This is a genomic window from Roseateles chitinivorans, assembly GCF_050632235.1.
Taxonomy (GTDB): Bacteria; Pseudomonadota; Gammaproteobacteria; order Burkholderiales; family Burkholderiaceae_C; genus Roseateles; species Roseateles chitinivorans_A.
Genome location: NZ_CP192584.1, coordinates 3469816 through 3494845 on the forward strand (window position 1 = coordinate 3469816; position 25030 = coordinate 3494845).

Annotated in this window: 24 protein-coding genes; 16 read left to right on the forward strand and 8 right to left on the reverse strand. The window is 68.4% G+C overall.

What is annotated here, in order from left to right:
* The first annotated feature begins 140 nt into the window (after positions 1 to 140).
* Positions 141 to 1694: a UbiD family decarboxylase domain-containing protein gene (locus tag ACQ859_RS15890; protein WP_431261756.1), complete on the forward strand. Its 1554-nt coding sequence runs from the start codon at positions 141 to 143 to the stop codon at positions 1692 to 1694.
* A 208-nt stretch (positions 1695 to 1902) separates the two neighbouring features.
* Here ACQ859_RS15890 and ACQ859_RS15895 read toward each other — a convergent pair whose 3' ends face one another.
* Positions 1903 to 2670 carry a YdcF family protein gene (locus ACQ859_RS15895; protein ID WP_431261757.1) on the reverse strand — a complete coding sequence of 256 codons (768 nt, stop codon included), beginning with the start codon at positions 2668 to 2670 and terminating at the stop codon, positions 1903 to 1905.
* Positions 2671 to 2801: 131 nt separating this feature from the next.
* Here ACQ859_RS15895 and ACQ859_RS15900 point away from each other — a divergent pair, with 131 nt between their 5' ends.
* From ACQ859_RS15900 to ACQ859_RS15935, 8 genes are all read left to right on the forward strand, one after another.
* The gene (locus tag ACQ859_RS15900) at positions 2802 to 6746 is read left to right on the forward strand and encodes a DUF748 domain-containing protein (RefSeq protein WP_431261758.1); all 3945 of its coding nucleotides are present in this window, start codon (positions 2802 to 2804) and stop codon (positions 6744 to 6746) included.
* An 87-nt stretch (positions 6747 to 6833) separates the two neighbouring features.
* The gene (msrA, locus tag ACQ859_RS15905) at positions 6834 to 7409 is read left to right on the forward strand and encodes a peptide-methionine (S)-S-oxide reductase MsrA (protein ID WP_431261759.1); all 576 of its coding nucleotides are present in this window, start codon (positions 6834 to 6836) and stop codon (positions 7407 to 7409) included.
* Entirely contained in the window at positions 7406 to 8131 is a 726-nt protein-coding gene (locus ACQ859_RS15910) for an ABC transporter ATP-binding protein (protein ID WP_431261760.1), read from the forward strand. The genes msrA and ACQ859_RS15910 overlap by 4 nt, the downstream gene beginning before the upstream one ends.
* A complete protein-coding gene (locus ACQ859_RS15915) occupies positions 8128 to 8718 on the forward strand; it encodes an ABC transporter permease (protein WP_431261761.1) in 591 nt (196 codons plus the stop codon). Before ACQ859_RS15910 ends, ACQ859_RS15915 begins: the two co-directional genes overlap by 4 nt.
* A complete protein-coding gene (locus ACQ859_RS15920; protein ID WP_431261762.1) occupies positions 8712 to 9338 on the forward strand; it encodes an FtsX-like permease family protein in 627 nt (208 codons plus the stop codon). Before ACQ859_RS15915 ends, ACQ859_RS15920 begins: the two co-directional genes overlap by 7 nt.
* 97 nt (positions 9339 to 9435) lie before the next feature.
* Positions 9436 to 10005 (forward strand): DUF3299 domain-containing protein, encoded by a 570-nt coding sequence (locus tag ACQ859_RS15925; protein ID WP_431261763.1) that lies wholly within the window; start codon positions 9436 to 9438, stop codon positions 10003 to 10005.
* A 48-nt stretch (positions 10006 to 10053) separates the two neighbouring features.
* Positions 10054 to 10458: a hypothetical protein gene (locus tag ACQ859_RS15930; protein ID WP_431261764.1), complete on the forward strand. Its 405-nt coding sequence runs from the start codon at positions 10054 to 10056 to the stop codon at positions 10456 to 10458.
* 167 nt (positions 10459 to 10625) lie between these two features.
* Positions 10626 to 12779: a TonB-dependent receptor gene (locus ACQ859_RS15935; protein WP_431261765.1), complete on the forward strand. Its 2154-nt coding sequence runs from the start codon at positions 10626 to 10628 to the stop codon at positions 12777 to 12779.
* A 178-nt stretch (positions 12780 to 12957) separates the two neighbouring features.
* On the opposite strand, the gene pdxH is transcribed toward ACQ859_RS15935, so the two are convergent.
* The gene (gene pdxH / locus ACQ859_RS15940; protein ID WP_431261766.1) at positions 12958 to 13593 is read right to left on the reverse strand and encodes a pyridoxamine 5'-phosphate oxidase; all 636 of its coding nucleotides are present in this window, start codon (positions 13591 to 13593) and stop codon (positions 12958 to 12960) included.
* 152 nt (positions 13594 to 13745) lie between these two features.
* Here pdxH and ACQ859_RS15945 point away from each other — a divergent pair, with 152 nt between their 5' ends.
* Positions 13746 to 14390, forward strand: a complete 645-nt coding sequence (locus ACQ859_RS15945; RefSeq protein ID WP_431261767.1) for a nucleotidyltransferase family protein — start codon at positions 13746 to 13748, stop codon at positions 14388 to 14390.
* 23 nt (positions 14391 to 14413) lie between these two features.
* On the opposite strand, the gene ACQ859_RS15950 is transcribed toward ACQ859_RS15945, so the two are convergent.
* Positions 14414 to 15037, reverse strand: a complete 624-nt coding sequence (locus ACQ859_RS15950; protein ID WP_431257702.1) for a gamma-glutamylcyclotransferase — start codon at positions 15035 to 15037, stop codon at positions 14414 to 14416.
* 306 nt (positions 15038 to 15343) lie between these two features.
* Here ACQ859_RS15950 and edd point away from each other — a divergent pair, with 306 nt between their 5' ends.
* Both edd and ACQ859_RS15960 read left to right on the forward strand, forming a co-directional pair.
* A complete protein-coding gene (gene edd, locus ACQ859_RS15955; RefSeq protein ID WP_431261768.1) occupies positions 15344 to 17164 on the forward strand; it encodes a phosphogluconate dehydratase in 1821 nt (606 codons plus the stop codon).
* Positions 17165 to 17229: 65 nt separating this feature from the next.
* Positions 17230 to 17865, forward strand: a complete 636-nt coding sequence (locus ACQ859_RS15960) for a bifunctional 4-hydroxy-2-oxoglutarate aldolase/2-dehydro-3-deoxy-phosphogluconate aldolase (protein WP_431261769.1) — start codon at positions 17230 to 17232, stop codon at positions 17863 to 17865.
* Between the two features lie 145 nt (positions 17866 to 18010).
* Here ACQ859_RS15960 and ACQ859_RS15965 read toward each other — a convergent pair whose 3' ends face one another.
* Positions 18011 to 18577 carry a PaaI family thioesterase gene (locus tag ACQ859_RS15965; protein WP_431261770.1) on the reverse strand — a complete coding sequence of 189 codons (567 nt, stop codon included), beginning with the start codon at positions 18575 to 18577 and terminating at the stop codon, positions 18011 to 18013.
* A gap of 108 nt (positions 18578 to 18685) precedes the next feature.
* Between ACQ859_RS15965 and ACQ859_RS15970 the strand changes: the two genes are divergently transcribed.
* The gene (locus tag ACQ859_RS15970) at positions 18686 to 19189 is read left to right on the forward strand and encodes a MarR family winged helix-turn-helix transcriptional regulator (RefSeq protein WP_431261771.1); all 504 of its coding nucleotides are present in this window, start codon (positions 18686 to 18688) and stop codon (positions 19187 to 19189) included.
* Between the two features lie 37 nt (positions 19190 to 19226).
* Here the strand turns inward: ACQ859_RS15970 and xth are convergent, their stop codons facing one another.
* Positions 19227 to 19991 carry an exodeoxyribonuclease III gene (xth, locus tag ACQ859_RS15975; protein WP_431261772.1) on the reverse strand — a complete coding sequence of 255 codons (765 nt, stop codon included), beginning with the start codon at positions 19989 to 19991 and terminating at the stop codon, positions 19227 to 19229.
* Positions 19992 to 20523: 532 nt separating this feature from the next.
* Here xth and ACQ859_RS15980 point away from each other — a divergent pair.
* On the forward strand, positions 20524 to 20784 hold the full coding sequence (locus ACQ859_RS15980) for a hypothetical protein (RefSeq protein ID WP_431257696.1): 261 nt from the start codon (positions 20524 to 20526) through the stop codon (positions 20782 to 20784).
* Positions 20785 to 21030: 246 nt separating this feature from the next.
* Entirely contained in the window at positions 21031 to 21198 is a 168-nt protein-coding gene (locus ACQ859_RS15985) for a hypothetical protein (RefSeq protein ID WP_297532306.1), read from the forward strand.
* Positions 21199 to 21253: 55 nt separating this feature from the next.
* On the opposite strand, the gene ACQ859_RS15990 is transcribed toward ACQ859_RS15985, so the two are convergent.
* Genes ACQ859_RS15990 through ACQ859_RS16000 form a run of 3 tightly spaced genes read right to left on the reverse strand, consistent with a single transcriptional unit; the run spans position 21254 to position 22893 of the window.
* A complete protein-coding gene (locus ACQ859_RS15990; protein ID WP_431266568.1) occupies positions 21254 to 22135 on the reverse strand; it encodes a HipA domain-containing protein in 882 nt (293 codons plus the stop codon).
* A complete protein-coding gene (locus tag ACQ859_RS15995) occupies positions 22021 to 22605 on the reverse strand; it encodes a HipA N-terminal domain-containing protein (protein ID WP_431261773.1) in 585 nt (194 codons plus the stop codon). Before ACQ859_RS15995 ends, ACQ859_RS15990 begins: the two co-directional genes overlap by 115 nt.
* 3 nt (positions 22606 to 22608) lie before the next feature.
* Entirely contained in the window at positions 22609 to 22893 is a 285-nt protein-coding gene (locus tag ACQ859_RS16000) for a helix-turn-helix domain-containing protein (RefSeq protein WP_431261774.1), read from the reverse strand.
* A 1247-nt stretch (positions 22894 to 24140) separates the two neighbouring features.
* Here ACQ859_RS16000 and ACQ859_RS16005 point away from each other — a divergent pair.
* Positions 24141 to 25028 carry a PAS domain-containing protein gene (locus ACQ859_RS16005; protein WP_431261775.1) on the forward strand — a complete coding sequence of 296 codons (888 nt, stop codon included), beginning with the start codon at positions 24141 to 24143 and terminating at the stop codon, positions 25026 to 25028.
* The last annotated feature ends 2 nt before the right edge of the window (positions 25029 to 25030 follow it).

Consider the following 25030-nt stretch of genomic DNA (forward strand, 5'->3'; position numbering starts at 1 on the left):
CCAGCGTCCATTGGCAGCACACCGGTTTCGCGTCCCACAGCGAAGACCGGGATAACCCTGGGGGCCAGGGCAGGGCGCGATTCTATGGATCAAAAATAACCCGTCAACCGTATGGGCCTTGTTCTTAACTACTTTGAGTTATGAAGTACCGAGATCTGCGTGACTTTATGGGCGCTTTGGAGGCCATGGGCGAGCTGCGCCGCGTGGCCGAGCCGGTGTCGCCGGTGCTCGAGATGACGGCCGTGAGCGACCTGGTCCTCAAGGCGGAAGGTCCCGCGCTGCTGTTCGAGCAGCCCACCGGCTACCGCATGCCGGTGCTGGCCAACCTGTTCGGCACCCCGAGACGGGTGGCGCTGGGCATGGGCGCCGAGTCGACCACCCAGTTGAGGGAGGTCGGCCAGCTGCTGGCGACGCTGAAGGAGCCGGAGCCGCCGCGCGGCCTGCGCGACGTGGGCAAGCTGGCGCAGATGGGCAAGGCGCTGTGGGACATGAAGCCGTCGCTGGTGAAGAGGCCGGCCTGCCAGGAACAGGTGTTCGAGGGTGACGACGTCGATCTGAAGCGCCTGCCGATCCAGACCTGCTGGCCCGGCGACGTCGGCCCGCTGCTGACCTGGGGGCTGGTGGTGACGCGGGGGCCGCAGAGGATCGCGAACCCGCGCCTCCGCCAGAACCTCGGTATCTATAGACAGCAGCTGATCGGCAAGCGGCAGCTGATCATGCGCTGGCTGGCGCATCGCGGCGGTGCCCTGGATTTCCGCGACTTCGGGATCGCGAACCCGGGACAGCCGTTCCCCATCGCCGTGGCGCTGGGCGCGGACCCGGCCACCACGCTGGGCGCGGTGACGCCGGTGCCGGACACGCTCTCCGAATACCAGTTCGCCGGCCTGCTGCGCGGTTCACGGACCGAAGTCGCCGACACCAACGTCGGCGAGGCCGGCCGCATGCTGCAGGTGCCGGCGACGGCGGAGATCGTGCTCGAGGGCCACATCCCGCCGGCCGCGCCCGGCTTCACTGGCCACAGCGAGGACGGCATCCCGCTGAAGGAGAAGGGCGGCTACCTGCACGCGCTGGAAGGCCCGTACGGCGACCACACCGGCTATTACAACGAACAGGACTGGTTCCCCGTCTTCGAGGTCAACCGGATCACCCAGCGCGACGGCGCGATCTACCACTCGACCTACACCGGCAAGCCGCCCGACGAGCCGGCGGTCCTGGGCGTGGCGCTGAACGAGGTGTTCGTCCCCATCCTGCAGAAGCAGTTCCCGGAGATCGTCGACTTCTATCTGCCGCCGGAGGGCTGCAGCTACCGGATGGCGGTGATCTCGATCAAGAAGGCCTATCCCGGACACGCCAAGCGGCTGATGTTCGGCCTGTGGAGCTACCTGCGCCAGTTCATGTACACGAAGTTCATCGTGATCGTGGACGAGGACGTCGACATCCGCAGCTGGCAGGACGTGATCTGGGCGATCACCACGCGCATGGACCCGGTGCGGGACACGACGCTGGTCGAGGGCACGCCGATCGACTACCTGGACTTCGCGTCGCCGGTCAGCGGGTTGGGCGGGAAGATGGGCCTGGACGCGACCAACAAGTGGCCGGGCGAGACGCCGCGCGAATGGGGTCGCGTGATCGAGATGCCGGCCGAGCAGAAAGCGCGTGCGGCGGATCTCTATCAGCGTTTGTTCGGGGGCTAGGAAACTACGGGTTCGGGAGGCTGGCCGCTTGAAAGGGCGGTCGCGCGGAGCTAATGTTGTCGGGCCTTTCCGGCACTTCAACTGGCGCAGTCTCTGCGCGCCAGGAGCCCTGCGGCAATTCGCCGCGGAGCCCCAAAGGCGGCTGGTCCGCCCACCCCTTCCTCGTCCGGCACGCCCGGCGCGGAGGGGGTTTCTATTTTGGGGGCCTTCAATGGCCGCCGACGTAACCCAGCCATTCGTAGCCGAGATAGCGTGCCCGCGAGATGCCTTCCTGTGACGGCAGCAGATCGCGCCACTCGAACCCCGGCAGTGCCAGGCCGAGCGGTGCGGGAACCACCTCCACCTCCGGCGGCAGCGCGTCGCGGAACGCGCGCAGCGAGCGGCGCATGTGCATGTCGTGCGTGACCAGCACGACGCGCCGGACCGGCTGGCCGCGCAGCAGCTCGGCGGTGAACCGGGCGTTCTCGCGCGTGTCGGTGGCGCGGTCTTCCTTGGCGGCGAGCTTGAAGCCGAATTCCTCGGCCGCGGTCCGTTCGGCCAGCGCGGCTTCGGTCAGGCGTTCGTCGGAGGCGTCCCGGGGCGTGCCGCCGGTGAACATCAACGGAATGCCGGTCTGCCGCGACAGCCAGATGCCGTAGCGCAGGCGCTCGATCGAGAGCGTCTTGAGCTGGGCGCTGCCGTATTCCGGCATCAGCTTGCGTGCGCCACCGCCGAGCACGACGATCATCGTCTCCTTCGGCGGCACATCCTTCAGACCTTCGATCCGGACCGCCTGTTGCGGCCCGAGCAACCGGTCCTGCAACCACAGCGCGCCGAGCTCGGTGCTGCCGATCCAGACGGCGATCAGGCCGGACGCGAACAGCGCGCCGGAGAGCCAGCGGCGGCGATGCCGCAGCCACCAGGCGAGCAGCAGCAGCGGAAAGGCGCCGGTGGGCGGCAGCAGGAACGCTGCGACCGCGTGTATCAGGTCGTTCATCGAGAGCCGGGGATCGGTGTCAGGTGTTGAGGCCCGCCAGCATAATCAGCTTCCTTCACGACTCGTCCGGGTTTCTCCGGCTGCCCCCGTGTTCTTCTCCGCTCTTCCGGTCTGGCCGCGGCGCGCTGCGCGTGTTCGTGGGTCTGGTGCTGTCCGTCATCGCGCTGCTGCTGGTCGCGTGGATCGCGCTGCCGATGTGGATCGAGCGGGCGGGGATCCGGATCGCGTCGGAGCAACTGGGCCGGCCGGTGACGCTGGGGGGCGCGAGCTTCACGCCGTGGCGGCTGGCGCTCACGCTGGACGACCTGAAGATCGCCGGCCCGACGGCCGCCGCGCCGCCGCTGTTCGAGGTCCAGCGGGTGCGCACGGTGCTGTCGCCGCGCTCGCTGTGGCACCTGGCGCCGGTGTTGTCGTCGCTGACGGTGACCTCGCCGCGCCTGCGCGTCGCGCTGCTGCCCGACGGCAAGACCGACCTGGACGACATCGTCGCCCGGCTGGCCGCGGCGCCCAAGGCAGCGGCGACGCCCGACGACGGCCCCGCCGAGGCGGCGCTCTACAACATCGAACTGACCGACGGGGAGCTCCGACTGGACGACCGCGGCGCGGGGATGGTCCACGAACTGAAGGCGCTCCACCTGGGCATCCCCTTCCTGTCGACGCTGGATGCGGACGTCGAGGTCCATGTGCAGCCGCGGCTGTCGGGGCGCCTGAACGGGGTCGGTTTCCAGAGCGAGGGCCAGGTGCAGCCCTTCGCCGACACGCGCAGCGCGAGCATGACGGTCAAGCTCGAGGCGCTGGACCTGTCGGCCTACCGTGCCTATTGGCCCAAGGAACTGCCGATGCGGCTGGCCAAGGGTCTGGTCGATTCGCAGCTGACGCTGGATTTCAAGCAGCCGCCGAAGCAGCCGCCCGAGGTCAAGGTCAGCGGCAGGACCTCGGTGCGCGAGCTGTCGCTGCAGCGACGCGCGAGCGCCGACGCGAGAGGCGACACCGAGGGCGGCTGGGCGGACTGGCTGCGCTGGCAGGCGTTGACCGTCGACCTGGCGGACGTGCAACCGCTGAAGCGGCAGGTGCTGCTGGGGGCGGTCAGCTTGAAGCAGCCTGAGCTGCTGATGGGGCGTGATGCGCAGGGCCGCCTCTGGCTGCCGGAGATGCCGACGCCCAAGGCCGACGCCGCGGTGCCGACGCCCGCGTCGTCGGACGCTGTGAAGACGCCGCCCAAGGGTGCGGCGCCGTGGCGTGTCGGCGTGCAGCAACTGGCGCTGGAGGGCGGTCGTGTCGGCTGGACCGACGAGACGCTCCGTCCAGCGGCCCGGTGGAACATCGACGGCCTGACGATCAAGGGCAGCGGGCTGAACTGGCCGCTGGCCGCGAAGGCGGCGCCCGTGCAGATCGCCGCGACGCTGTCGCCTGAAGGCGCGAAGCACCCGGCGGCGTTCAGCGGCAAGGGCGACGTCGGCGCGACCGGCATCGCGCTGGAGTGGGCGCTGAAGGATCTGGCGCTGGACGGGCTCGCGCCGTATCTGAAGGGCGCGACGCCGCTGTCGGTCCAAGGGCGTTTCGCGACGCAGGGCGCCGTGCGTGCCGGACCGGCAGGCGAGGACCTCAAGCTGTCGCTGAAGGCGCTCAGCCTGGATGATGTGCAACTGGCCGACGGCAAGACGCCGGTGCTGGCGCTGAAGCAGCTGAGCCTCGATCAGGCGGAACTCGCGCTGGGCAGCCGCAGGCTCACCGCCGGACGACTGGCGCTGGTGGCACCGAAGGCGCAACTGGGTCGTGACAAGGCGGGCAAGTGGAGCTGGGACGCCTGGATGGGCGCGTCGACGTCGTCGCGGGCCGCGAGCGGGCAGAGGGCTGCGACCGTGGCGACCTCGTCGAAGCGAGGCGCTTCCGACGGGCGCGGCGACCGCTTGACGCTGGACGTGCCCGAGGTGCTCGAGCGCCCCGATTCGGCGGTGGCGACGGCGGTGGCGACGGTGCCGGCCGACAACGCGCCCTGGACCGCGCAGGTCGCCGAGATCGCTGTCGAAGGCGGCGAGGCGACCTTGCTCGACCTGGCCACGCACGTGCTGGACGACGAGCCGGCGCGCCCGATCGGCGTGCAGGACCTGGTGCTGAAGGTCTCCGGCATCGACTGGGATGGCCGCCAGTTGCGCAAGCCGCTGCCGGTGCAACTGGGCGCGACGCTGCGCCGGCCCGACGCCACGCGCCGCCCCCTGCGCGAGGTGCCGAAGTTCCGCTGGGACGGGCAACTGGCGCTGGCGCCGCTGAAGGCCTCGGGACGGCTGAGTGCCGAGCATCTGCCGCTGCACTGGGCCGATCCCTACCTCGATCCGTCCATCGGCATCCATTTGCAGCGCGCCGAGGGTTCGATGCGCGGCGGCTTCGAGTTCACCGAAACGCCCAAGGGGCCGTCGGTGCGGGCGGGCGGCGAGCTGGTGATCGCCGATCTCCGGTTGCGCCAGGCGCGGCTGCAGGACGGCAGACGCCGTTCGGCCGAGGACCTGCTGAGCTGGCAGGGCCTGAAGCTCGGCGGCTTGCGGCTGGCGCTGACGCCCGGCGGCGCGCCGGACGTGAAGATCCAGCAGGCGGTGCTGGACGAGTTCTACGCGCGCCTGATCATCAACGAGCAGGGACGCCTGAACCTGCGCGACCTGAACCAGACCGAGCAGGGCCAGGCCGTGGCTGCCGTCGCGGGCACGCCGGCGGCGTCCGCGCCGGTGGCGGCCACGGTGGCTCGCGCGACCTCGGCGCCGGATCCGGCTGCCGCGGCAACGGCGGGTACGGCGGGTACAGCGGCCTCCGCGGCCGGCCAGCCGCCGCTGCGGATCAGCATCGGCGAAACCCGCCTCAACGGCGGCAAGGTCGACTTCAACGACCGTTTCATCAAGCCCAACTACAGCGCCAACCTCAGCGAGCTGACCGGCACGCTGGGCGCGTTCTCGGCGGGCTCGGCGGCGATGGCGCCGCTGCAGCTCAAGGGCAAGGTCGAGGGCACCGGGCTGCTCGACATCAGCGGCCAGTTGAACCCGAGCGGCGCGCCGCTCGCGCTGGACATCACCGCCAGCGCGACCGACATCGAGCTGGCGCCGCTGTCGCCCTACGCCGGCAAGTACGCGGGCTACGCGATCGAACGCGGCAAGCTGTCCACGCGGGTCCATTACCAGATCGAGCCCGGCGGCCGGCTGGAGGCCGACAACAAGATCGTGCTCAACCAGCTGACCTTCGGCGACCGCATCGACAGCCCGACGGCGACGCGGCTGCCGGTCAAGCTGGCGGTGGCGCTGCTCAAGGACAGCGACGGCGTCATCGACGTCAACCTGCCGGTCAGCGGCTCGCTCAACGATCCGGAGTTCAGCGTCGGCAGCCTGGTGGTGAAGCTGATCGTCAACCTGCTGACGAAGGCGTTGACGGCGCCGTTCTCTCTGCTGTCCGGCGGCGGCGGGGGCGCCGAGATGAGCCAGCTCGAATTCCGGCCGGGCACGGCGGCGCTGCAGCCGGAGGCGGCGAAGAAGCTCGAGCCGCTGACGAAGGTGCTGGCCGACAAGCCGGCGCTGCAGTTGAGCATCACGGGCTGGGTCGATCCTGACGCTGAGCGCCGCGCGGCGCAGGGGGCCAAGCTGGAGGACGCGCTGATCGCCGAACGCCGCCGCGAATTGCGGCGCGCGTCGGTCACCCAGGCGGTGGGCGCACCGGCCGTGGCGGCCTCCGCCGCCGACGCGGCGCCCGCGACGATCGTGCTCGACGAGGCGCAGCGCGCGCGGCTGCTCAAGGTCGTCTACGACGCCGCCAAGCTGCCCAACAAACCGCGCAATTTCATCGGCCTGTCCAAGGACATCCCGGCGGCCCAGATGCGTGAGTTGCTGATGGACAGCTACACCGTCACCGACGAGCAGTTGCGCGAACTGGCCCTGCAGCGCGCGGTGGCCGTCCGCGATGCGCTGCTCGAGCGCGGCGTGCCGAATGCGCGCATGTTCCTGGCCTCGCCGAAGCTGCACGCGAAGGACGACGAGCGCGGCGGCGACAAGGACAAGGCCTGGTCGCCGCGCGTCGATCTGGCGCTGAGCGCACAGTGAGTCTCCCGGGACGCGCGCCGTCCCGGCCTTGATCGCCGATGATCCGCCCACAAGTGAACCGGCCGACCGATTCTTGAGGAACCCGCCATGACCACCACCCCGAACCCCGTCCAACTCCCGCCCGGCGAGGACCTCATCACCCTCGGTGGCGGCTGCTTCTGGTGCACCGAGGCGGTGTTCCTGCGCGTCAAGGGCGTCCTCGGCGTGGAGTCCGGCTATACCAACGGACCGCTCGCCCGCCCGAACTACGAGCAGGTCTGCTCCGGCAGCACCGGTCACGCCGAGGTCGTGCGGGTGCGCTTCGATACGAAGCTCGTGAGCCTGGAAGACCTGCTGCAGGTCTTCTTCACCATCCACGACCCGACCACGCTGAACCGGCAGGGGGCCGACGTCGGCACCCAATACCGTTCGGGCATCTACTACACGCGGCCCGACCAGCTCGCCGTGATCCGCCAGGTCGTCGACGAGGCCCAACGCGCGCACGGCGGCAAGGTCGTCACCGAGATCCAGCCCGAAGACAACTACTGGCCCGCCGAGGCGTATCACCAGGACTACTTCGCCAACCATCCGGAGCAGGGCTACTGCGCCTTCGTCGTCGCGCCCAAGGTCGACAAGTTCGCCAAGAAGTTCAAGGCACTGCTGAAGGACGAGGCGGCGGATTGAGCCTCGTTATCGACGGGCTGCGCTACCGCTACGGCGGGCGGGACCGGGCGCGCGGCGTCGATGGCGACGGTGCGTCCGGGGCTGGACCCGCGGGAGGCGCCGACCTGCGGTTTCCGGACTTCGCGTTGCCCGCCGACGGGCATCTGCTGCTGCGCGGTGCGTCCGGCAGCGGCAAGAGCACGCTGCTCGCGCTGATGGCGGGCCTGCTGACGCCGTCGGGCGGGCGGCTGGCGATGGGGGAAGTCGACGTCGGCGCGCTCGCGCCGGCCGCGCGCGATGCATGGCGCGGCGAGCACCTCGGCTTCGTGCCGCAGCGGCTGCACCTCAGCCCCTCGCTCAGCGTGCGCGACAACCTGTCGTTGCCCTACGTGGCGGCCGGACTGGCGCCCGATCTCGCGCGCATCCGGGCCTTGCTTGATGAACTGGGCATCGGCGCGCTCCAGGAGCGCCGTCCGCACGCGCTCAGCCAGGGGCAGGCGCAGCGGGTGGCGCTCGCGCGGGCGCTGCTGCGCGCGCCGCGCTTCGTGCTCGCCGACGAACCGACCGCCAACCTCGACGACGAGGCCTGCGACACGACGCTGGCGCTGCTTCGCCGCGCGGCCGCCGATCACGGCGTGTGTCTGGTCATCGCTTCGCATGACGCCCGGATCGAGGCCGCGTGGACCGGATGGCCGTCGCTGCATCGGCTGCGGCTCCAGACCCGGAGCGCCGTATCCGCATGAGCCGCGCGCCGCTGAACCTGCCGCGCCTGGCGTGGCGCTACCTCTGGGCGCGTCCGATGCTGACGGCGCTCAACCTGATGCTGCTGAGCCTCGGCCTGGCGGCGATCGGATTCGTCGTCCTGGTCAGCGAGCAGATGGAGCAGGGCCTGAAGCGCGATCTCGGCGGCATCGACCTGGTCGTCGGCGCGAAGGGCAGCCCGATGCAGATCCTGCTGGCAGGGGTGTTCCACCTCGACCAGTCGACCGGCAACATCCCGCTGGCCACGGTGTCGCAGCTACGCGCGCAGCCGCTGGTGGCGCAGGCGGTGCCGATCTCGCTCGGCGACAGCTTCCAGGGGTTCCGCATCGTCGGGACGACGGCCGACTATCTGGCGCTCTACCAACTCACGCTGGCTCAAGGGCAGGCGTGGAAGGCGCCGATGCAGGCCGTGCTCGGCGCGGAGGTGGCGGGCCGCTCCGGCCTGAAGCCCGGCGACCGGTTCCACGGCACGCACGGCCTCGCGTCCGGCGGCGACGAGCACGAGCAGGCCTACGAGGTCACTGGCGTGCTGGCGCCGACGGGGGCGTTGTCGATCGGCTCGTGCTGACGGATCTCGCTTCCGTCTGGGACGCGCATGCGGCACACGGACACGGCGAGGCCGCGCATGACGACGAGGCTTCGCTCGAGGTCAGCATGGTGCTGGTCCGCTACCGCAGTCCGCTGGCCGCCGTGATGCTGCCGCGCTGGGTGAATGCGCAGCCGGGGCTGCAGGCCTCGGTGCCTGCGTTGGAGACGGCGCGGCTGCTGAGCATGGTCGGCGTGGGCGTCGACGTGTTGCGCGGCTTCGGCGGCGTGCTGTTGCTGGCGGCGGCCTTGTCGGTGCTGGTGGCGCTGCTGCACGCGGTGCGCGAGCGCCAGGGCGATCTCGCGATGCTGCGGATGCTCGGTGCCACGCCGAGGCGCGTCGCCGCGCTGATCGCGATGGAAGCACTGATGCTGGCGGGACTCGCCACGCTGCTCGCGCTGGGCCTGGCCCATGCGCTGGCGGTGGGGCTCGGCGCGGTTTTGGCGCAGCAGCAGTCGGTGCGGATCTCCGGCGCCTGGGTCTCCGGGTGGGAAGCGCTGGTGCCGGCGCTGGCGCTCGGGCTGGCCCTGATCGCCGCGGCCTGGCCGGCTTGGCGCGGCTACCGGCTCGACGTCACCGAGCTGCTGCAGACGCCGCGCTGAACGCGGCGCGCCCGGACCTTGCTCCGGACGGTCGTCGAGCCGGTGCACAATGGCGAGCTTCACGCGGTCCTCAGACCGCATTCACGCCGCCGCTCCGATGACCACTCGCGCCACCACCGCTGCAACGCCCGCCCGCCGGGTCGCGCTCGCGCTCGTGACGATCGTCATGGCAGGCGCTGCGGGGATGTCGTTCGCGCAGGCCACGACGTCGGCGGCGCCGTCCGCCGCGACGGGCGCCGCGATGCCGATGGGCTCCGGCCCCGGTTATCACGACCCGCGCAGCCCTTTCAAGCCGCTGCAGGAGGTCGAGGGCGTCGTCAGTTGGAAGCTGCTGTCCTCGGTCACCGTGAAGGCGGACAAGAGCAAGGTCATCCCGAGCTTTCCGTCCGGCGTGCTGGCGCTGAACCAGCGCACGGTGAAGGTCCAGGGTTTCATGATGCCGCTGGAGCCGGGCGACAAGCAGAGCCACTTCCTGCTGTCGTCAGTGCCGACGAGCTGCTCGTTCTGCGTGCCGGCCGGTCCGGAAGGTCTGGTCGAGGTCCGCAGCAAGACGCCGGTGCGCTACACGCTGGATGTCGTGACGGTGGAAGGCCAGATGGCCGTCCTCAACGACGATCCCTATGGCATGTTCTATCGCGTGACGGACGCTGTCCGCGCGACGCGCTGACTGCGCTGACAACGACGGATCCCGATGTCGCGCTCATCCTCCACCGCCATGACCCGCCAGCAGCGCTGGTGGATCTGGCTGTGCGTGGTCACCGTGTTGGGCTTCCAGGCGCTGGGCCTGGTGCACCGCGCGCTGCACGGCGGGCCGATGCCGGAGCCTGTCCGGCTCGCGGTCGCCGCCGCGCAGCAGGCCGCCGCCGTCGAGCGCGCGGAACTGGCCGCACGGGCCGGGTCCGGCGATGCCGAGGACGGCAGCTTTCTGACATTCGGGCACGTCGCCGGCTCCGGCGATTGCCAGCTCCTCGACCAGCTCAGCCATGTGCTGGGCCCCATCGTCCAGGCGTCCGCCTGGACCGCGCTGCCGCCGGACATCCCCGTCGGCATCGATCAGCCGCATGACGCCATGCTCGCGCAGCAGTGGCGAAAAGGCGCTCGCGGGCCGCCCAGAGCCTGACACCTCCATCGATTCCGCCCTTGCTCAGGCGCGTCCGTTCCGGACGTGTCCGTTCACGCGACCGGGCCGTTCGCGCATGCCGTCGGCATGCGCGGCGCGCTGGCACGGGCCCTCCAAGAATTTGATGGCGCCGCGGCGTACCGCCGCCGGTGCTCGAGAGTGTTGCCATGGCCTTCCCGTCCCCTTCGATCCGTTCGTCGGCGTCTTCGCACGCCCCTTTCCAACCCACGCTGCTGGCCATCGCGCTGAGCGTCGCCGCCGGCGGCGCCTGGGCGCAACAGGCGCCGGCCGCGCCGGCTCCAGCCTCCGCTGCGGCTGACTCTGCCGCATCGGCAGCGGCCGACGGCGGCACCACGTCCGGCGGCGCCGACCGTCCCCACAAGCACAAGCTCGACGTGGTCGTCGTGACCGGCAATCCGCTGAGCCAGAAGGAACTCGCCGCGCCGGTGCAGGTGCTGAGCGGCGATGCGCTGACGCTCAAGCGCGGTGCCAGCCTCGGCGAGACGCTCGACGGCATGGCCGGCGTGGGCTCGACCTACTTCGGCCCGAACAGCAACCGCCCGACGATGCGCGGCCTCGACGGCGACCGCGTGCGGATGCTCAGCAACTCCGGCGCCTCGGTCGATGCGTCCAGCCTGAGCTTCGACCATGCGCTGCCGGTCGATCCGCTGGTGCTGACGCGGGTCGAGGTGCTGCGCGGCGCGGCGGCGCTGCAGTACGGCGGCAACGCGATCGGCGGCGTCGTCAACGCGATCGACAACCGCATCCCGCGCCTGGCCCAGCCCGGCCTGAACGGCGCGGCGGAACTGCGTCTGGGCGGCGCCTCGAAGGAGCGTGGCGGCGCCGTCGTGCTCGACGGCGGCACCACCGGCTTCGCCTGGCACGTGGACGCGGCCGACCGCCGCGCCGACGACCAGCGCGTGCCGCGCTTCGACAGCGAGGACGGCATCTCGTCCCACGTCCGCAATTCCGACAGCCATGGCCGCAGCGGCGCCGTGGGCGGTTCACTGCTGTTCTCGCAAGGCTACGCCGGCGTGTCGGTCGAGGACTATCACAACGAGTACGGCGTCACCGTCGAGCCCGACGTCCGCATCCAGATGCAGCGTCAACGCCTGGCGACCGCCGGCGAATGGCGTGATCCGCTGCCGGGCCTGGCGCGCCTGACCTGGCAGTTCGCGAGCAGCCGCTACAAGCATCAGGAAGTGGAGGGCAGCGGCGAGGTCGGTACCGTGTTCTCGTCCGACGGCAAGGACGGCCGCATCGAGGCGACGCATTCGGCGCTGCAGGGCGACTGGGGCACGATGCAGGGCGTGCTCGGCTGGCAATGGGAACTGAGCGATTTCTCCGCCCTCGGCGAAGAAGCGCTCGTGCCCGGCACCAAGACCCGCAACAACGCGCTGTTCCTGATCGAGCAGTTCCGCTCGGGCCCGTGGAGCCTGCAAGCCGGCGCGCGCGCGGAGCGGGTCAACATCGGCTCGACCGGCGGCGACGAGGAACGCTTCGGTGATCCGGTGACGCGGCGCTTCAGCCCGAAGAGCTTCTCGCTGAGCGGTGCGTATGAGCTGGGCAACGGCTTCAGCCTGTCGAGCAACCTGAGCAGCAGCCAGCGTGCACCGACGTTCTACGAGCTCTTCGCCAACGGCGTGCACGTGGCGTCCGGCGCCTACGAGGTCGGCGACATCAACCTGGGCGTAGAGCGCGCGAAGGCGGTCGACCTGGGCCTGCACTGGAAGCAGGGCGATGCGAAGTGGAGCGTGCAGGTCTACCAGACGCGCTTCTCCAACTACATCGCGCTGGACGCGAGCGGCCGCAGCATCGACGAGGTCGGCGAAGGCGGCGAGATCGCCTCGGTGCCCGAGTACCTGTACCGCGGCGTGCGTGCGCGGATGCACGGCGTGGAGCTGGAAGGCAAGCAGCCATTGTCTAAACTCGCGGGTTGGGACCTGACGCTGGGCACGACGATCGACCTGGTGCGCGGCACCAACCGCGACACCAACGAGCCGCTGCCACGGCTGGCGCCGGTGCGGGGCAGCGTATCCATCCAGGCCGAGCGCGGCCCATGGCTGGTCCAGGCCGAACTGCGCGGCGCGCTGCGTCAGGATCGCGTGCCGGCACTGGACACGCCGACGGCCGGTTACGGCATCCTGCGTCTGAACATCGCGCGCCACTTCGACATCGGCAACCTGGACGCGATGTGGTACGTCAAGCTGGACAACCTGGCCAACAAGCTGGCCTACAACGCCAGCAGCGTGCAGACCATCCGCGACCTGACCCCGCTGCCGGGCCGCAGCCTCTTTGCGGGGCTGCAGGTCAAGTTCTGAGGACTGCATCGACCCCGGTTCTCTCCCGCGCGCGGGAGAGAACCCCTCACCCAACCCTCTCCCGCAAGCGGGAGAGGGGGCAAGAGGATTCGGCGCCGCGAGTCGAGCCGGTCGTTCTCCCTCTCCCGCTTGCGGGAGAGGGCGGGGGTGAGGGCCAGCGGCCGTGGCAGTACTGACCTCAGGGCGCGAGCCGTTCGCGGATCCACCCGTCGCCTTCACGCCGATACACGAGCCGATCATGCAGCCGCGACTTGCGCCCCTGCCAGAACTCCCAGCGCTCGGGCACGAGCCGGTAGCCGCCCCAATGCGGCGGCCGGCTCGGGCTCAACCCATGCTGGGCCGCGGCCTTGGCGGCGTTGGCCACCAGCACCGCGCGCGACGAGATCACCTGGCTCTGCGGCGAGGCCCACGCGCCCAGGCGAGAGTCCAGCGGCCGCGACGCGAAGTACGCATCGGACTGCGCGCCATCGACCTGCTCGACGCGGCCTTCGATGCGGACCACGCGTTCCAGCTCCACCCAGTGGAACTGCAGGGCGGCGAACGGATGCACCGCCAGTTCGCGGCCCTTGCGGCTGTCATAGTTGGTGTACCAGACGAGGCCGCGCTCCTCGATGTCCTTGATCAGCACGATGCGGGTGGACGGACGCCCATCCGCGCCGACTGTCGCCAGGGTCATCGCATTGGGTTCGGGCACCTGCGCGTCCAGCGCCTGCTGGAACCATTCGCGGAACTGGCGCAGCGGCTCGCCCGCGGATTGCTGTTCATCGAGCTCGGCGCGCTCGTAGCTCTTTCGAAGGTCGGAGAGTTTGTCCATCCTCTGGAGTATCGGGCGAATCCTTAAGTAAAGCTCCCACTCGTGAAACTCCGGGTGGGAGCGCTTTCCCGCCGCAGGCATGCTTGGTCCCGTCGAGCCGCGCCGCAGAGCCTGGCCCAGGGGGATCGGGACCAAACCAGAAGGAAGTTCGCATGAATCAGCGACGACCCGCCGTCGTCGTGCTCGCGGCAGGGCGCGGCCAGCGCTTTCGCGGCGAGGGCCACAAGCTGGAACAGGTCGTGAATGGAGACACCGTGCTGGCGCTGACCTTGCGCCAGACGATGGCCTCCGGCCTGCCGATGCTGGTGGTGACCTCGACCGCGTTGGCGCCTCTGGTCCGACGCCATGTGGCCTCGCGCGACATGCTGGTGCTGCCCGACCAGGACCGCCTCGGGCGCCCCGCGCCGCTGGGCATGGGGCATTCGATCGCGGCCGGTGTCGCCGCGACCGGGGATGCGCCCGGCTGGCTGATCCTGCCGGCCGACATGCCGATGGTGCGGTCCACCACATTGGCCGCCGTCGCGCAGGCCATCGAGCACGATCCCATTGCCTACGCACAGCACCGCGGGCGTCGCGGGCATCCCGTGGGGTTCAACGCGGAACTCTTCTCCGAGCTCGCCAGCCTGCAGGGCGACGAGGGCGCGCGCCGGCTGCTGGCGCGTTATCCGGCGCAGGCCGTGGAGGTCGACGATCCGGGCGTGCTCATCGACGTCGACACCGTCGAGGACCTGGAGCGGCTCGCCCTGGATCCGCTGAAGCCGCGTCCGAGTGGCGAAGGACTGCGGACCTTGGGCTAGCGCCCGGTCCGTTCAGAGTCCGTTCAAAGTCCGTTAGACCGGGCCAGCGCCAGCTGACGCTCCAGCGCCCGGTCGTGGATGCCGTGCTCCCGCAGGCAGGTCACGGCACGCTGCAGGTAATCGAGTGTCGTCCCGTAGCGGCCGCGTGCGTGCCGCAGGATGTGCAGCAGCCGGTCGTCGGCGATGTCGCCGACCCAGCCCGGGCTGCGTCGCGACAGCGTGAAGGCCAGCGCCTTGCGCGTGCCCAGGCCGTCGGCGCAATGGCAGTCCAGCCACCGCGGCACGTAGGTGCCGACCACCATCTCCCGCAGCCACAGGCGGTGCAGCGTGGCCTCGCTGTCCTTGGGTTCGACGCGGTAGATCAACCCCCGGCAACTCCCGCCCGACAACAGCGTCATCACGAGGCCGGGCTGCTCGCTGCTGCCCCGGTTCACCAGCGAGCGCAGCCGCAACGCGCGGTGGTAGCCCTGGACCCTCGCCACCAAGGTCTGCGCAGGGTCAAAACCAGGGTTCCACATCAGCGAGCCATAAGCGAACATCATCAGGCCGTGCTCACGGTCCCAGGTGCGTTCCGCCACTTTCAACAGCTGCTGGCTGTGGGCGGGCAGGTCTTCCAGTCTGGCTTCGGCGAGAGGGTCGGCGATCATGGGAGAGATGCTGCCATAGGGTGGATATCTCCCTGCAACGATCGGTGCGCTGGTCGCGAGGACATGGGGCCCCCGCGGCAAGCGCGGAAACCCCACGCCCTCCCGCCCCCGACCACTGTCCTCCTGCAACGGTTCTGCTACCGAGGACTTCAGTGTGGGAACGTGGCGTGCCGCCAGCTCGTTGTTCCCGGAACGTTTCTGTAACCAGCTTGTACCCGGGAAAGGCCTGTTGGAGAGCCGTTGGACCTCCCGGGCGTGTAATATGGTTACCAATCTAACCCTGGCCGAGTTACATCGGCAGTCGGCATGAACAAGACCATTCTGGATGTCACCGCGCGGATCAAGGCGCGCAGCGCCGCGTCGCGCGAGCGTTATCTGGACCTGATCGAACGCATGGCGGGTCGGCAACGCGGCGTGCAACGCCTGGGCTGCGCGAACGTGGCGCATGCGGTGGCCGCGATGCCGGCCAACGACAAGCTGCGCATCGTGGCCGAGAAGGCCCCGCACCTGGGCATCGTCACGGCCTACAACGACATGCTGTCGGCGCACCAGCCGTACGAGACCTATCCCGCGCTCATCCGCGACGAGGTCCACCGCCTGGGCGCGACCGCGCAGGTCGCCGGCGGCGTGCCGGCGATGTGCGACGGCGTCACGCAGGGCACGCCGGGCATGGAGCTCAGCCTGTTCTCGCGCGACACGATCGCGATGGGCACGGCGGTGGCGCTGTCGCACGACGTGTTCGACGCGGCGCTGCTGCTGGGCATCTGCGACAAGATCGTGCCGGGCCTGCTGATCGGCGCGCTGCACTTCGGACATCTGCCTTGCGTGTTCGTGCCGGCGGGGCCGATGAGCTCGGGCCTGTCCAACAACGACAAGGCCAAGGTCCGCGAGCTCTATGCGCAGGGCAAGGTCGGCCGCGACGAGTTGCTGCAGGCCGAGTCCCAGGCGTATCACGGCGCGGGCACCTGTACCTTCTACGGCACGGCCAACAGCAACCAGATGCTGCTGGAGGCGATGGGCCTGCATGTGCCGGGCGCGGCCTTCGTGCATCCGCACGACGGCCTGCGCGAGGCGCTGACCCGTGAAGCGGTCCGCCAGGCGCTGAAGATCATTCCGCAGCGCGACTACACGCCGATCGGCCGCATGGTCGACGAGCGCAGCATCGTCAACGCGATGGCCGCGCTGCTGGCCACCGGCGGCTCGACCAACCACCTGATCCACTGGATCGCGGTGGCGCGTTCGGCGGGCATCCTGATCGACTGGAGCGACTTCTCGGAGCTGTCGGGCGTGGTGCCGCTGCTGTCGCGCGTGTACCCGAACGGCAGCGCCGACGTGAACCAGTTCCAGGCCGCGGGCGGCCCGGGCTTCGTGATCAAGGAACTGATCGGCGCCGGGCTCATGCACGGCGACGTGCTGACCTCGGTGTCGGGCCAGAACCTGAGCGCCTTTGGCCGCCTGCCGCATCGCGCGGACGACGGCAGCGTCAGCTGGACCGACCTGCCGGCCAAGAGCAATGACGACAGCGTGGTCCGTACCGTCGCCGCGCCGTTCTCGCCGACCGGCGGGCTGAAGCTGCTGGCGGGCAACCTGGGCCGCGCGGTGATCAAGGTCTCCGCGGTGCCGGAGGATCGCCACACGGTGGAGGCGCCGGCGCGCATCTTCGACAGCCAGGAGGCGATGCAGTCCGCGTTCAAGGCCGGCGAGCTGGAGCGCGACGTGGTCGTCGTGGTCCGCTTCCAGGGCCCGCAGGCCAACGGCATGCCGGAGCTGCACAAGCTGACGCCGCCGTTGGCGGTGCTGCAGAACAAGGGCTTCAAGGTGGCGCTGGTGACGGACGGCCGCATGAGCGGTGCGTCGGGCAAGGTGCCGGCCGCCATCCACGTGAGCCCCGAGGCGCTGTCCGGCGGCCCGCTGGCCAAGCTGCGCGATGGCGACCTGGTGCGCGTGTGCGCCAACACCGGCGAGCTGAGCGCGCTGGTGCCGGCCGCCGACTGGGATCGCCGCGAGCTGGCGCAGATCACCGCCGACGCGGTGATCGAGAACGGCGCCGGCATGGGCCGTGAGCTCTTCGCCGGCATGCGGCGCAACGTGACGACGGCGGAGGAGGGCGCGATCAGCTGGCTGTGAGGCCGCGCTGAACGCCTGCCGACCGTGTCGTCTGCCGATTTCGAATCCGACTACGAGGACATCGCATGACTTCCATCAAGGACACCCTGAGCCTGGCCGAACACGGTCCGGTGATTCCGGTCATCGTCATCGACCGCGTCGAGGACGCGGTGCCGCTGGCCCGCGCGCTGGTCGCGGGCGGCGTGCGGGTGCTGGAGGTGACGCTGCGCACGCCGGTGGCGCTGGAGGCGATCGCCGCGATCTCGCGCGAGGTGCCGGAGGCCATCCTCGGCGCGGGTACGCTGCGCACCTCGGCCGACGCCGTGGCGGCCAAGAAGGCCGGCGCGTGCTTCGCCGTCAGCCCCGGCTTCACGCACGACGTGGCGAGCTCCTGCGAGGCCAACTTCCTGCCGCTGCTGCCGGGCGTGTCGACGGCCAGCGAAGTGATGATGGCCAGCGACGCGGGCTACAAGTTCCTGAAGCTGTTCCCCGCCACGGCGGTCGGCGGCGTGAACCTGCTGAAGGCGCTGGCCGGCCCGTTCACCGACGTCGTGTTCTGCCCCACGGGCGGCATCACGGTGCAGACGGCGCCGGACTTCCTGGCGCTGCCGAACGTGAAGGTCTGCGGCGGCTCGTGGCTGACGCCGGCGGATGCGGTGAAGGCGGGCGACTGGGCTCGCATCACGCAGCTGGCGAAGGAAGCGAGCGCGCTGCGCGCTTGAATTCACCCGGTGAACGAGGCTCTGGCAGCCGCGTTTTATCGTTTCGCTCCCACCCCATCCCCGCCCTCCAAGCGGGCGGGGCAGAGGTCACCCCACCCCGGCCCGCCCCCACGGGGCGGGTGAGCGGCGGCGGGCTTGGCACTTCTTAGCGCTTCGGTGGATCAAACACCAGGCACGTGGTGCTGGCGTGGGCGTAGAGCTTGCCGTCATGGCCGACGAGGTCGGCCTCGGCCGTCGCCATCTGGCGGCCGACGTGCCGCACGCGGCCGATGGCGCGCACGACCGGCACCTTGTCGTTGAGCGCGCGCACGAGGTTGATCTTCAGCTCGAGCGTCGTGTAGGCACGGCCCACGTCCATCGTCGTGTGCACCGCGCAGCCCAGCGCGGAATCCAGCAGCGTCGCATACCAGCCGCCGTGCACCGTGCCCATCGGGTTGTAATGCCGGAACCTGGGCGTGCCCTGGAAGATCACCTCGCCCTTGGCCGCGCGCAGCAGCGTGAAGTCCAGCGTCTGCGCGATCGGCGGCGGCGGGAGCTTGCCGTCGAGCATCGCCAGCATCTGTTCGAGGCCGTTCAGGCCGGCGATTTCCGCCATCGTGGCCACGCCGTGTTCCGGGCGGATCCGGGCGCGGACGTCCTTCTCTTCCGCCAGCCATTGGGCTAGCGCGTCGTCGTGCGAGGCGGTGGGCGGAGGAGTCAATGCTGCGCTCATGAGGAGATCCTGTCGCGGTGGGTCGGAGTGAAAGCTTGTGGCTGCAATGGTTGCAGCTACAATAATCCGCTGTCAAGCCTCCCGGCGACACCCTGAGAGATCACTCCAATGAGCGCATCCGTCTCTGCCTCGAAGACCACGCCCGCGCAGGGGCAGACCCTGACGCAGGCGGAGCCGATCTCGCCCAAGGGCTGCACGAATTTCAAGCTGCGTCAGGTGACGCGGCTGGTGTCCAACCACTGCGAGGCGCAGTTCGCCGAGTCCGGCCTGACCACGACGCAGTACGCGCTGCTGTCGCACATCGTGGTGCTGGGGCCGATCCAGCCGAGCGAGCTCGCGCGGCGCATGGACATCGATCTCTCGACGCTGTCGCGCAACGTGCAGCCGCTGCAGGCGCTGGGTCTGGTGGAGACGCTGCCCGGCGCCGACGCGCGCAGCCGCCAGCTGCAGGCGACGGAAGAGGGCCACGCGCGGCGCAAACAGATGAAGGCGACCTGGAAGCGCGCGCAGCTCTCGCTCAACGAGCGCCTGGGCGACGAGCGTGTGCAGCGCCTGCATGCGCTGCTGGACGAATGCGCCGCGTTGATGCGGGGCGAGGTCGCGCCGGACTGACCGGCGCGGACCGTCGTGGAAGGTTCCGACGGCGGAATCAGTCGATCGTGACGATCACCGGCGCGTGGTCGCTGGGCTTGGGCAGCTTGCGCATGGCCCGGTCGATCGTGCAGGCGGTGACGCGCGCCTTCAGCGCCGCGCTCACGAGGATGTGATCGATGCGCAGGCCCTTGTTCTTCTGGAAGCCCAGCATCCGGTAGTCCCACCAGCTGTAGCTCTTGGGCGGCTGCTCGAACATCCGGTAGGCGTCGGTCAGCCCGAGGTCGAGCAGCGCCTGGAAGTGCGCGCGCTCCTGCGGCGACGTGTGCGTCTGGCCGACGAAGGCGGCGGGGTCGTAGCAGTCGCGGTCCTCGGGGGCGATGTTGAAGTCGCCCATCAGCACCAGGTTCTCGTGCTGCTGCATCTCGGTGGCGAGCCAGGCGCGCAGGCCGTCCAGCCAGGCCATCTTGTAGACGAACTTGTCGCTGTCCAGCGCCTGGCCGTTCGGGAAGTAGCCCCCGATCACGCGCACGTCGCCCACTGTTCCGGCGATCAGTCGCGCCTGCTCGTCGGCATAACCGGTGATGTTCTTGACCACGTCCTTGGCCGGCGTCTTGCTCAGCAAAGCCACGCCGTTGTAGGTCTTCTGGCCGAACCACTGCACCTGATAACCGGCCTCGCCGATCTCCAGCGTCGGGAACTTGTCGTCGGTGAGCTTGGTCTCCTGCAGCACGAGCGCGTCGACCGGGTTGGCGGCCAGCCACTCGAGCAGCTGAGGCAGGCGCACGGCCAGGGAGTTGACGTTCCAGGTGGCGAATTTCATGATTCCTTTAACCTATTGATTTTATTGAAGTTTTTGATGTTGGTTTTTTCTATTTTCTTGCTAGCTACCTGTCCAGCTACCAAAATTTCGGGCGCCAAAATGGTAGCTTGGGTGGTAGCTAGCGTCCTACGACGCATCCTATCGATTCATGGCACAGCTGGCGCCAGAGGCGCTGCTGAAAGCGGTCCCGACATGGAATTGGGCCGGCGTCATCGTGGGATGTGGGGAGGCTGGGATCGGTCGTTGGCGAATGAGCCGGGCCAGGCGCGACGCATGTGAGGAGCGAACGGGCTTCACCGGGAAGTGCACCGGCCCGAGCGGTTCAGTTGCTCGCCGCCGCGGAGCGGGTGGCGGCCGATGTCGCCGGATTCAGGCGGGCGCCTGCGCATCGTTGGCGACGCGGAAGAGCGAATCCGACGGATGGACGCTTGTTCCTGGTCCTGCAGCGAGCCGCCGGTTCGGCAGTGCCGCGCCCCTTTGCTAAAGGGCATGGCGGGATCAGACGGTCGATAAGATGACGATGAGGAGACAGATGAGCACCATGACCGACAGCGATCGCAACGTGATTCGCCGCTACGCGGCCGGCGATAGAGCGCTTCGAATTCAGGCCATCGAGGCGTTTTGCGAGCACCAGGCTTCGCACGCGGGCACTCCGGAAATTCGTCTCATGGCTGAAGCGACATCGCTTGTGCCGGATCACTTGCTGCAAGCGCAGTACCGGCGCCAGATGGCGCCACCAGGCGCCAGCGCACACACTGCATTCGGCGACTCGGACTTGGGCACTGCGCGCTGATTCGCGCTCGCGCTGCGCGTACCGCATCGCCCGAGGATTGGTTCTGGTGAGTGCGATGAGCCCGCGCGACCGCGAGCGAAGTCGAGCGCTCCTGCATCCGGGCAAGGAGCCTGCCGCCTCCCTCCGCTAGCGTGCGGGCCACGAGTTGGCTGATGAAATCCATTTTTGCGGCGTTTGGAAGAGGGTGCGCGGACGCTGAACGGGAGAGACGTTTGCCAACCGCTTCTTACGATTCAAGGAGCCGCCGTGAGCACTCTCCCCACCAAGTCCCCCATCGATCGCAGAAGCGATCCGGCACGCAGGGACGCCTTTTCTCAACGTGATCGCAGCAAGCGTCCCGACGTCATCGCGTCGCAGCCCAAGTCTGTTTCGAAACTTGCAGCGCTGGACACGCCGAACTCGCGCCTGATCTGAAGCCGCCATTGCGTGCTGCTTGTGCCTTCGTCGGGGTGCGCAGGCGCCCTGCGGATCAAGACTTTGCGATCCGCGCAGCGGCGGCCTGAAACCCGCTAAGGATGCTGTTGGTCACCGCCTGTGGAAAATCGTCCGGCAGCACGGCGTGGACTGCTTGTACGACGGCTGGTGTGTGGTCCACGACTTCATCGATGAGCGCATCGACGGCGCGACCGCCTTCGGTGATCACGCCATGCCTGGCGCCAAGCGCCACCCAGTGACGGCGGAGAATGTCGCGCATCCTCCAATGCGCATTCTTCGAACGCACGGCCATGGCCATCTTGACCTTGTGCGCGGAGATCTTCGCCGGCCCCTCGCCGAGCACCGGATAGGCGGATAGAACGTCGTACAGCGGGGTCAACTGGTAGCTGCCGCCTGGGCGCAGGAACAGGCTGAAGTTCTTGGCGTGCCCGTCCGTGGCGCAAAGCATCCAAAAGATCAACTGAGCCTTGAAAAAGTTGCGCTGGTCTTGCTCCCGGGTGATCGAGCCGTCGAGCAGCTCCAGGATGCGGTCCATACCCGGGCCGCCTTCGGCCTCGTATTTCGCCTCCGGCGAGACGCCGACGGCCTGGCACATGTCTTCCTGCGGCAGCCGGACAAGGCGCTGATCGCCGTCGGAAGCTGTCCACCACGAGCGATCGAAGCGCTCGACGACGAGCGCCGTGATGTCCTCGAACTGCATGGGCTGGCAAGGGGCGACGGGCAGACCGAACGCCTTCAGTATCAGCGCGCACAGCCACTCGTTCTCCACGGAGTGGCGCATGTCGAGCTTCATGCCGCCGATCAGTCCCAGAGGCAGCTTGAAGATGTGCGTGGTGGGTGTGCTGCCACGCGGCAGACACCAGTGCCCATCGCGCAGGAGGAGGGCGGTCTTTTCCTGCGCGCCGGCGATGGAGATCCGGAACTCGTTGTCCTCGCCCCCCAGCCCAGACCTTGTGGCGTCGTCGCGCTCCTCAGGACCTGCGCAATCTGGGCGTGATTCAGCACCTCGGCGTGTACGCTGCCAAGGCCCGATGACGCCTGGTCTTCAGGCAGGATCTCCAACGCACCGACGCAATCCCTTCCGATCTCGGCAAGGAGTTCAAAGGCATCGGTGGAGCCGGTGCTGAAACGACGCGCTAGTCGCTCACGGATCTCCTTGCTATCGGGCAACAGGTTCTCGAAATAGGCGCGGACCTTGTCGCCGCGATGCGCACTGTTGCCCGGTGTGAAAGGCAGCGACAACGACAAGGGACGCCCGTGTTCTGACGAAACCCAGGCCTCGTCATACTGGAGCGTGTCGGGCGCATTCGGAGCGAGGCTCCATTGGCCCACCCGCGCCCCGTTCATCCAGAGCCCGAGCGTGCGGGTGTGAGAGCGGCGTCCCATTGGTCACCAGACCGGTTTGTCGGCGCCTGAGCCCGCGTCTGAGACATCCTTGCTCGGATGGTGGGGCGACGATGGTTTATTCAGCGCGAGTTCTACACCCAGGATGTGCAGCAGCTTCAGCAAGCGTGCGGCACCGACTGTGTCGGCGTTGCGTTCCAGCGCGGAATAGGACTGCTGGGTGACGCCCAATCTCAGCGCCACCTCCCTTTGCGTCAAACCTGCTTCCTTGCGGTAGGCCTGCAAGAGTGTGGGCAGTTGATCGGCCGTTCGTACGGTGAATCGAGACATACAGTTTATAGGCTGTATTGTTGATTTACAGCGTTTGATGCGTAGTTTGAGAATACGCACTAAAAGCTGTGAACGCAAGTAGTTCGACTGACGTCGCGGAAGACTGACGTGCTCAGATCGCGCCCGCTATGCTCATCCCGAGTCGCCGGGGAATGTTTTGACCGTGTGCTGCGGCGGCGCCCCCGTCGTCGCTCTTGACGACGTTGCCCCGTAGCGCGTTCTCGGTGGCACTCTTGCCAACGACACTGCTCGGCCACCCGAAAACACAACTCCTGACGTTGCCCCTTCGATATCGCGCCCGGAGTCAAGGAGGGAGCCGTCATCGCGCCGGCTGACCTCTCAGGAGCGCATGCGCCCGGTCGCTGAGTGTCGGAGGGCGAGCGAGACTGCTGAGCGCGTTGCCGCACGTCTCGTGCAAGTACGGCTCGGTTACGGCGATGATCGATCCGGCCACTTTTGGCTGCTGATGTCTTCTGCGTAGCGTCAGCGATCATCTTCGAGCTGTTCTTCACGACCAAGGATCCAGGTAACGGTACTAGCCTGGGCTTGGCTCAGGTGTATGGATTCGTCGCGGCCATCGAAGGCACGCTGAAGGTCAAGAGCGAGACGGGCGCCGGCACCGTGCCGACCATGTTCTTTTCCGAACCTCATCGCCCTCGCCCAACAAGGCATCGTGCGCTCGATCGGTGGCGATAGATGTTCACGGTCAGATGATCCTGCTGGTGGACGAAAGCGACGATATCCAGCGTACGTCACAGCAGTAAATTGAGTCGCGTAGCTTCGTGGCGAGAGCGGCCAGCGAAGCGGTCAGCTGCTTTGGCGCTGATGCACGGGGGCCTCAATCCCGACATCTTGCTGTCCGACATCGTCATGCCGGGCCCTATCCACGGCGTGGAACTGTCCGGCGCATCCGCGCCGAGGTGACTGGCGTGCGCGTCTTCCGGATCACGGGGTATAGCGACGTGGCGCAGCAAGCCGCACAGGAGGGCTATGCAGTGATCCGAAAACCCTACGATCTCTCCCGGTTGATGACCACCTTTGCCCAACAACGTCCCACGTCCAACTTCCACGTCCACGTCCCACCATCCTGACTGCCAAAGGCTTGCTTGGGACTCATCAATCTTGATGAGGCGAGACCCGCACCGGAATCTGTCCGTCGATCGATCCTGTGTGCACATTGCTGCCGCTGTGACACCATCAGCCTTGCGTGGCTAGCTCGAATCACATCAACAAAGAAGGAGCAGGGCATGGTCAGGGAGAAGGAAGAACAGCGATCGACGGTCGCACAACACACCGACCCACACGACTCAGATGGAGAGCTTTCACGGCGGATACACGAGTTGCAAAGCGTGCTGTCGACGACGCTGGCGATCATGCGCGCGGGCTACATCTACCTGGATCGCGAGGGCCGCGTCACTGATATGAACGAGATGGCGCAGACGGCCACGGGCTGGACGTTGGCTGAGGCCAACGGCGTCTCCATTTGGGAGGTCTTCCAGCGCGAGGATCGACCCGATGAGTTCCTCGTCCGCAATCCCCTGGACCTGGTCCTTGAGGAGAGCTGGCAGTTGGAGGAGGGCAGGACCATGGTCCTCGTCTCGCGCGCAGGTAAGCGTTTGAGGACGGATGTGCATGCCGCCGTGACGCGTGATGAACACGGCGCCGTCGATGGCATGGTCGTCGTGTTTCGTGACCAGAGCCAATTCTTTGAATCTCAGACCACCGCTTCGCGATACGCTGCCATCGTTGAATCCTCCCATGACGCGATCGTGGGCAAGTCGCTCGACGGACGGATCACGAGCTGGAATACCGCCGCCGAGACCCTATTCGGTTATAGCGCCGCCGAAGCGCTCGGCATGCCCGTGACCCGGCTGATCCCGCTGGAGCGCCGGCAGGAGGAGGCCATGATTCTCGAGCGTATCGGTCGCGGAGAGCGGATCCCTGGCCTGCAGACCGAGCGACTGAGCAAGGGGGCGGCGCATCGACGTGGCACTGACGATCTCACCGGTGCGCGACGGGGACGGTCGCATCGTCGGTGCTGCCAAGATCGTGCGCGACATCAGCGTCGCACTCGAGTCCGCGCGCGCCAGGGAGCGTGTCGAAGCGCTGGAGCGTCAGAACCGCGAGGTGCGTGAAG

Excerpts from the sequence above, each read along its gene's own strand:
- ACQ859_RS15890 (WP_431261756.1), top strand. The coding sequence starts at position 141 with ATGAAGTACCGAGATCTGCGTGACTTTATGGGCGCTTTGGAGGCCATG.
- ACQ859_RS15895 (WP_431261757.1), bottom strand. The coding sequence starts at position 2,670 with ATGAACGACCTGATACACGCGGTCGCAGCGTTCCTGCTGCCGCCCACC.
- msrA (WP_431261759.1), top strand. The coding sequence starts at position 6,834 with ATGACCACCACCCCGAACCCCGTCCAACTCCCGCCCGGCGAGGACCTC.
- ACQ859_RS15915 (WP_431261761.1), top strand. The coding sequence starts at position 8,128 with ATGAGCCGCGCGCCGCTGAACCTGCCGCGCCTGGCGTGGCGCTACCTC.
- ACQ859_RS15925 (WP_431261763.1), top strand. The coding sequence starts at position 9,436 with ATGACCACTCGCGCCACCACCGCTGCAACGCCCGCCCGCCGGGTCGCG.
- ACQ859_RS15930 (WP_431261764.1), top strand. The coding sequence starts at position 10,054 with ATGACCCGCCAGCAGCGCTGGTGGATCTGGCTGTGCGTGGTCACCGTG.
- ACQ859_RS15935 (WP_431261765.1), top strand. The coding sequence starts at position 10,626 with ATGGCCTTCCCGTCCCCTTCGATCCGTTCGTCGGCGTCTTCGCACGCC.
- pdxH (WP_431261766.1), bottom strand. The coding sequence starts at position 13,593 with ATGGACAAACTCTCCGACCTTCGAAAGAGCTACGAGCGCGCCGAGCTC.
- ACQ859_RS15945 (WP_431261767.1), top strand. The coding sequence starts at position 13,746 with ATGAATCAGCGACGACCCGCCGTCGTCGTGCTCGCGGCAGGGCGCGGC.
- ACQ859_RS15950 (WP_431257702.1), bottom strand. The coding sequence starts at position 15,037 with ATGATCGCCGACCCTCTCGCCGAAGCCAGACTGGAAGACCTGCCCGCC.
- edd (WP_431261768.1), top strand. The coding sequence starts at position 15,344 with ATGAACAAGACCATTCTGGATGTCACCGCGCGGATCAAGGCGCGCAGC.
- ACQ859_RS15960 (WP_431261769.1), top strand. The coding sequence starts at position 17,230 with ATGACTTCCATCAAGGACACCCTGAGCCTGGCCGAACACGGTCCGGTG.
- ACQ859_RS15965 (WP_431261770.1), bottom strand. The coding sequence starts at position 18,577 with ATGAGCGCAGCATTGACTCCTCCGCCCACCGCCTCGCACGACGACGCG.
- ACQ859_RS15970 (WP_431261771.1), top strand. The coding sequence starts at position 18,686 with ATGAGCGCATCCGTCTCTGCCTCGAAGACCACGCCCGCGCAGGGGCAG.
- xth (WP_431261772.1), bottom strand. The coding sequence starts at position 19,991 with ATGAAATTCGCCACCTGGAACGTCAACTCCCTGGCCGTGCGCCTGCCT.
- ACQ859_RS15980 (WP_431257696.1), top strand. The coding sequence starts at position 20,524 with ATGAGCACCATGACCGACAGCGATCGCAACGTGATTCGCCGCTACGCG.
- ACQ859_RS15995 (WP_431261773.1), bottom strand. The coding sequence starts at position 22,605 with ATGGGACGCCGCTCTCACACCCGCACGCTCGGGCTCTGGATGAACGGG.
- ACQ859_RS16000 (WP_431261774.1), bottom strand. The coding sequence starts at position 22,893 with ATGTCTCGATTCACCGTACGAACGGCCGATCAACTGCCCACACTCTTG.
- ACQ859_RS16005 (WP_431261775.1), top strand. The coding sequence starts at position 24,141 with ATGGTCAGGGAGAAGGAAGAACAGCGATCGACGGTCGCACAACACACC.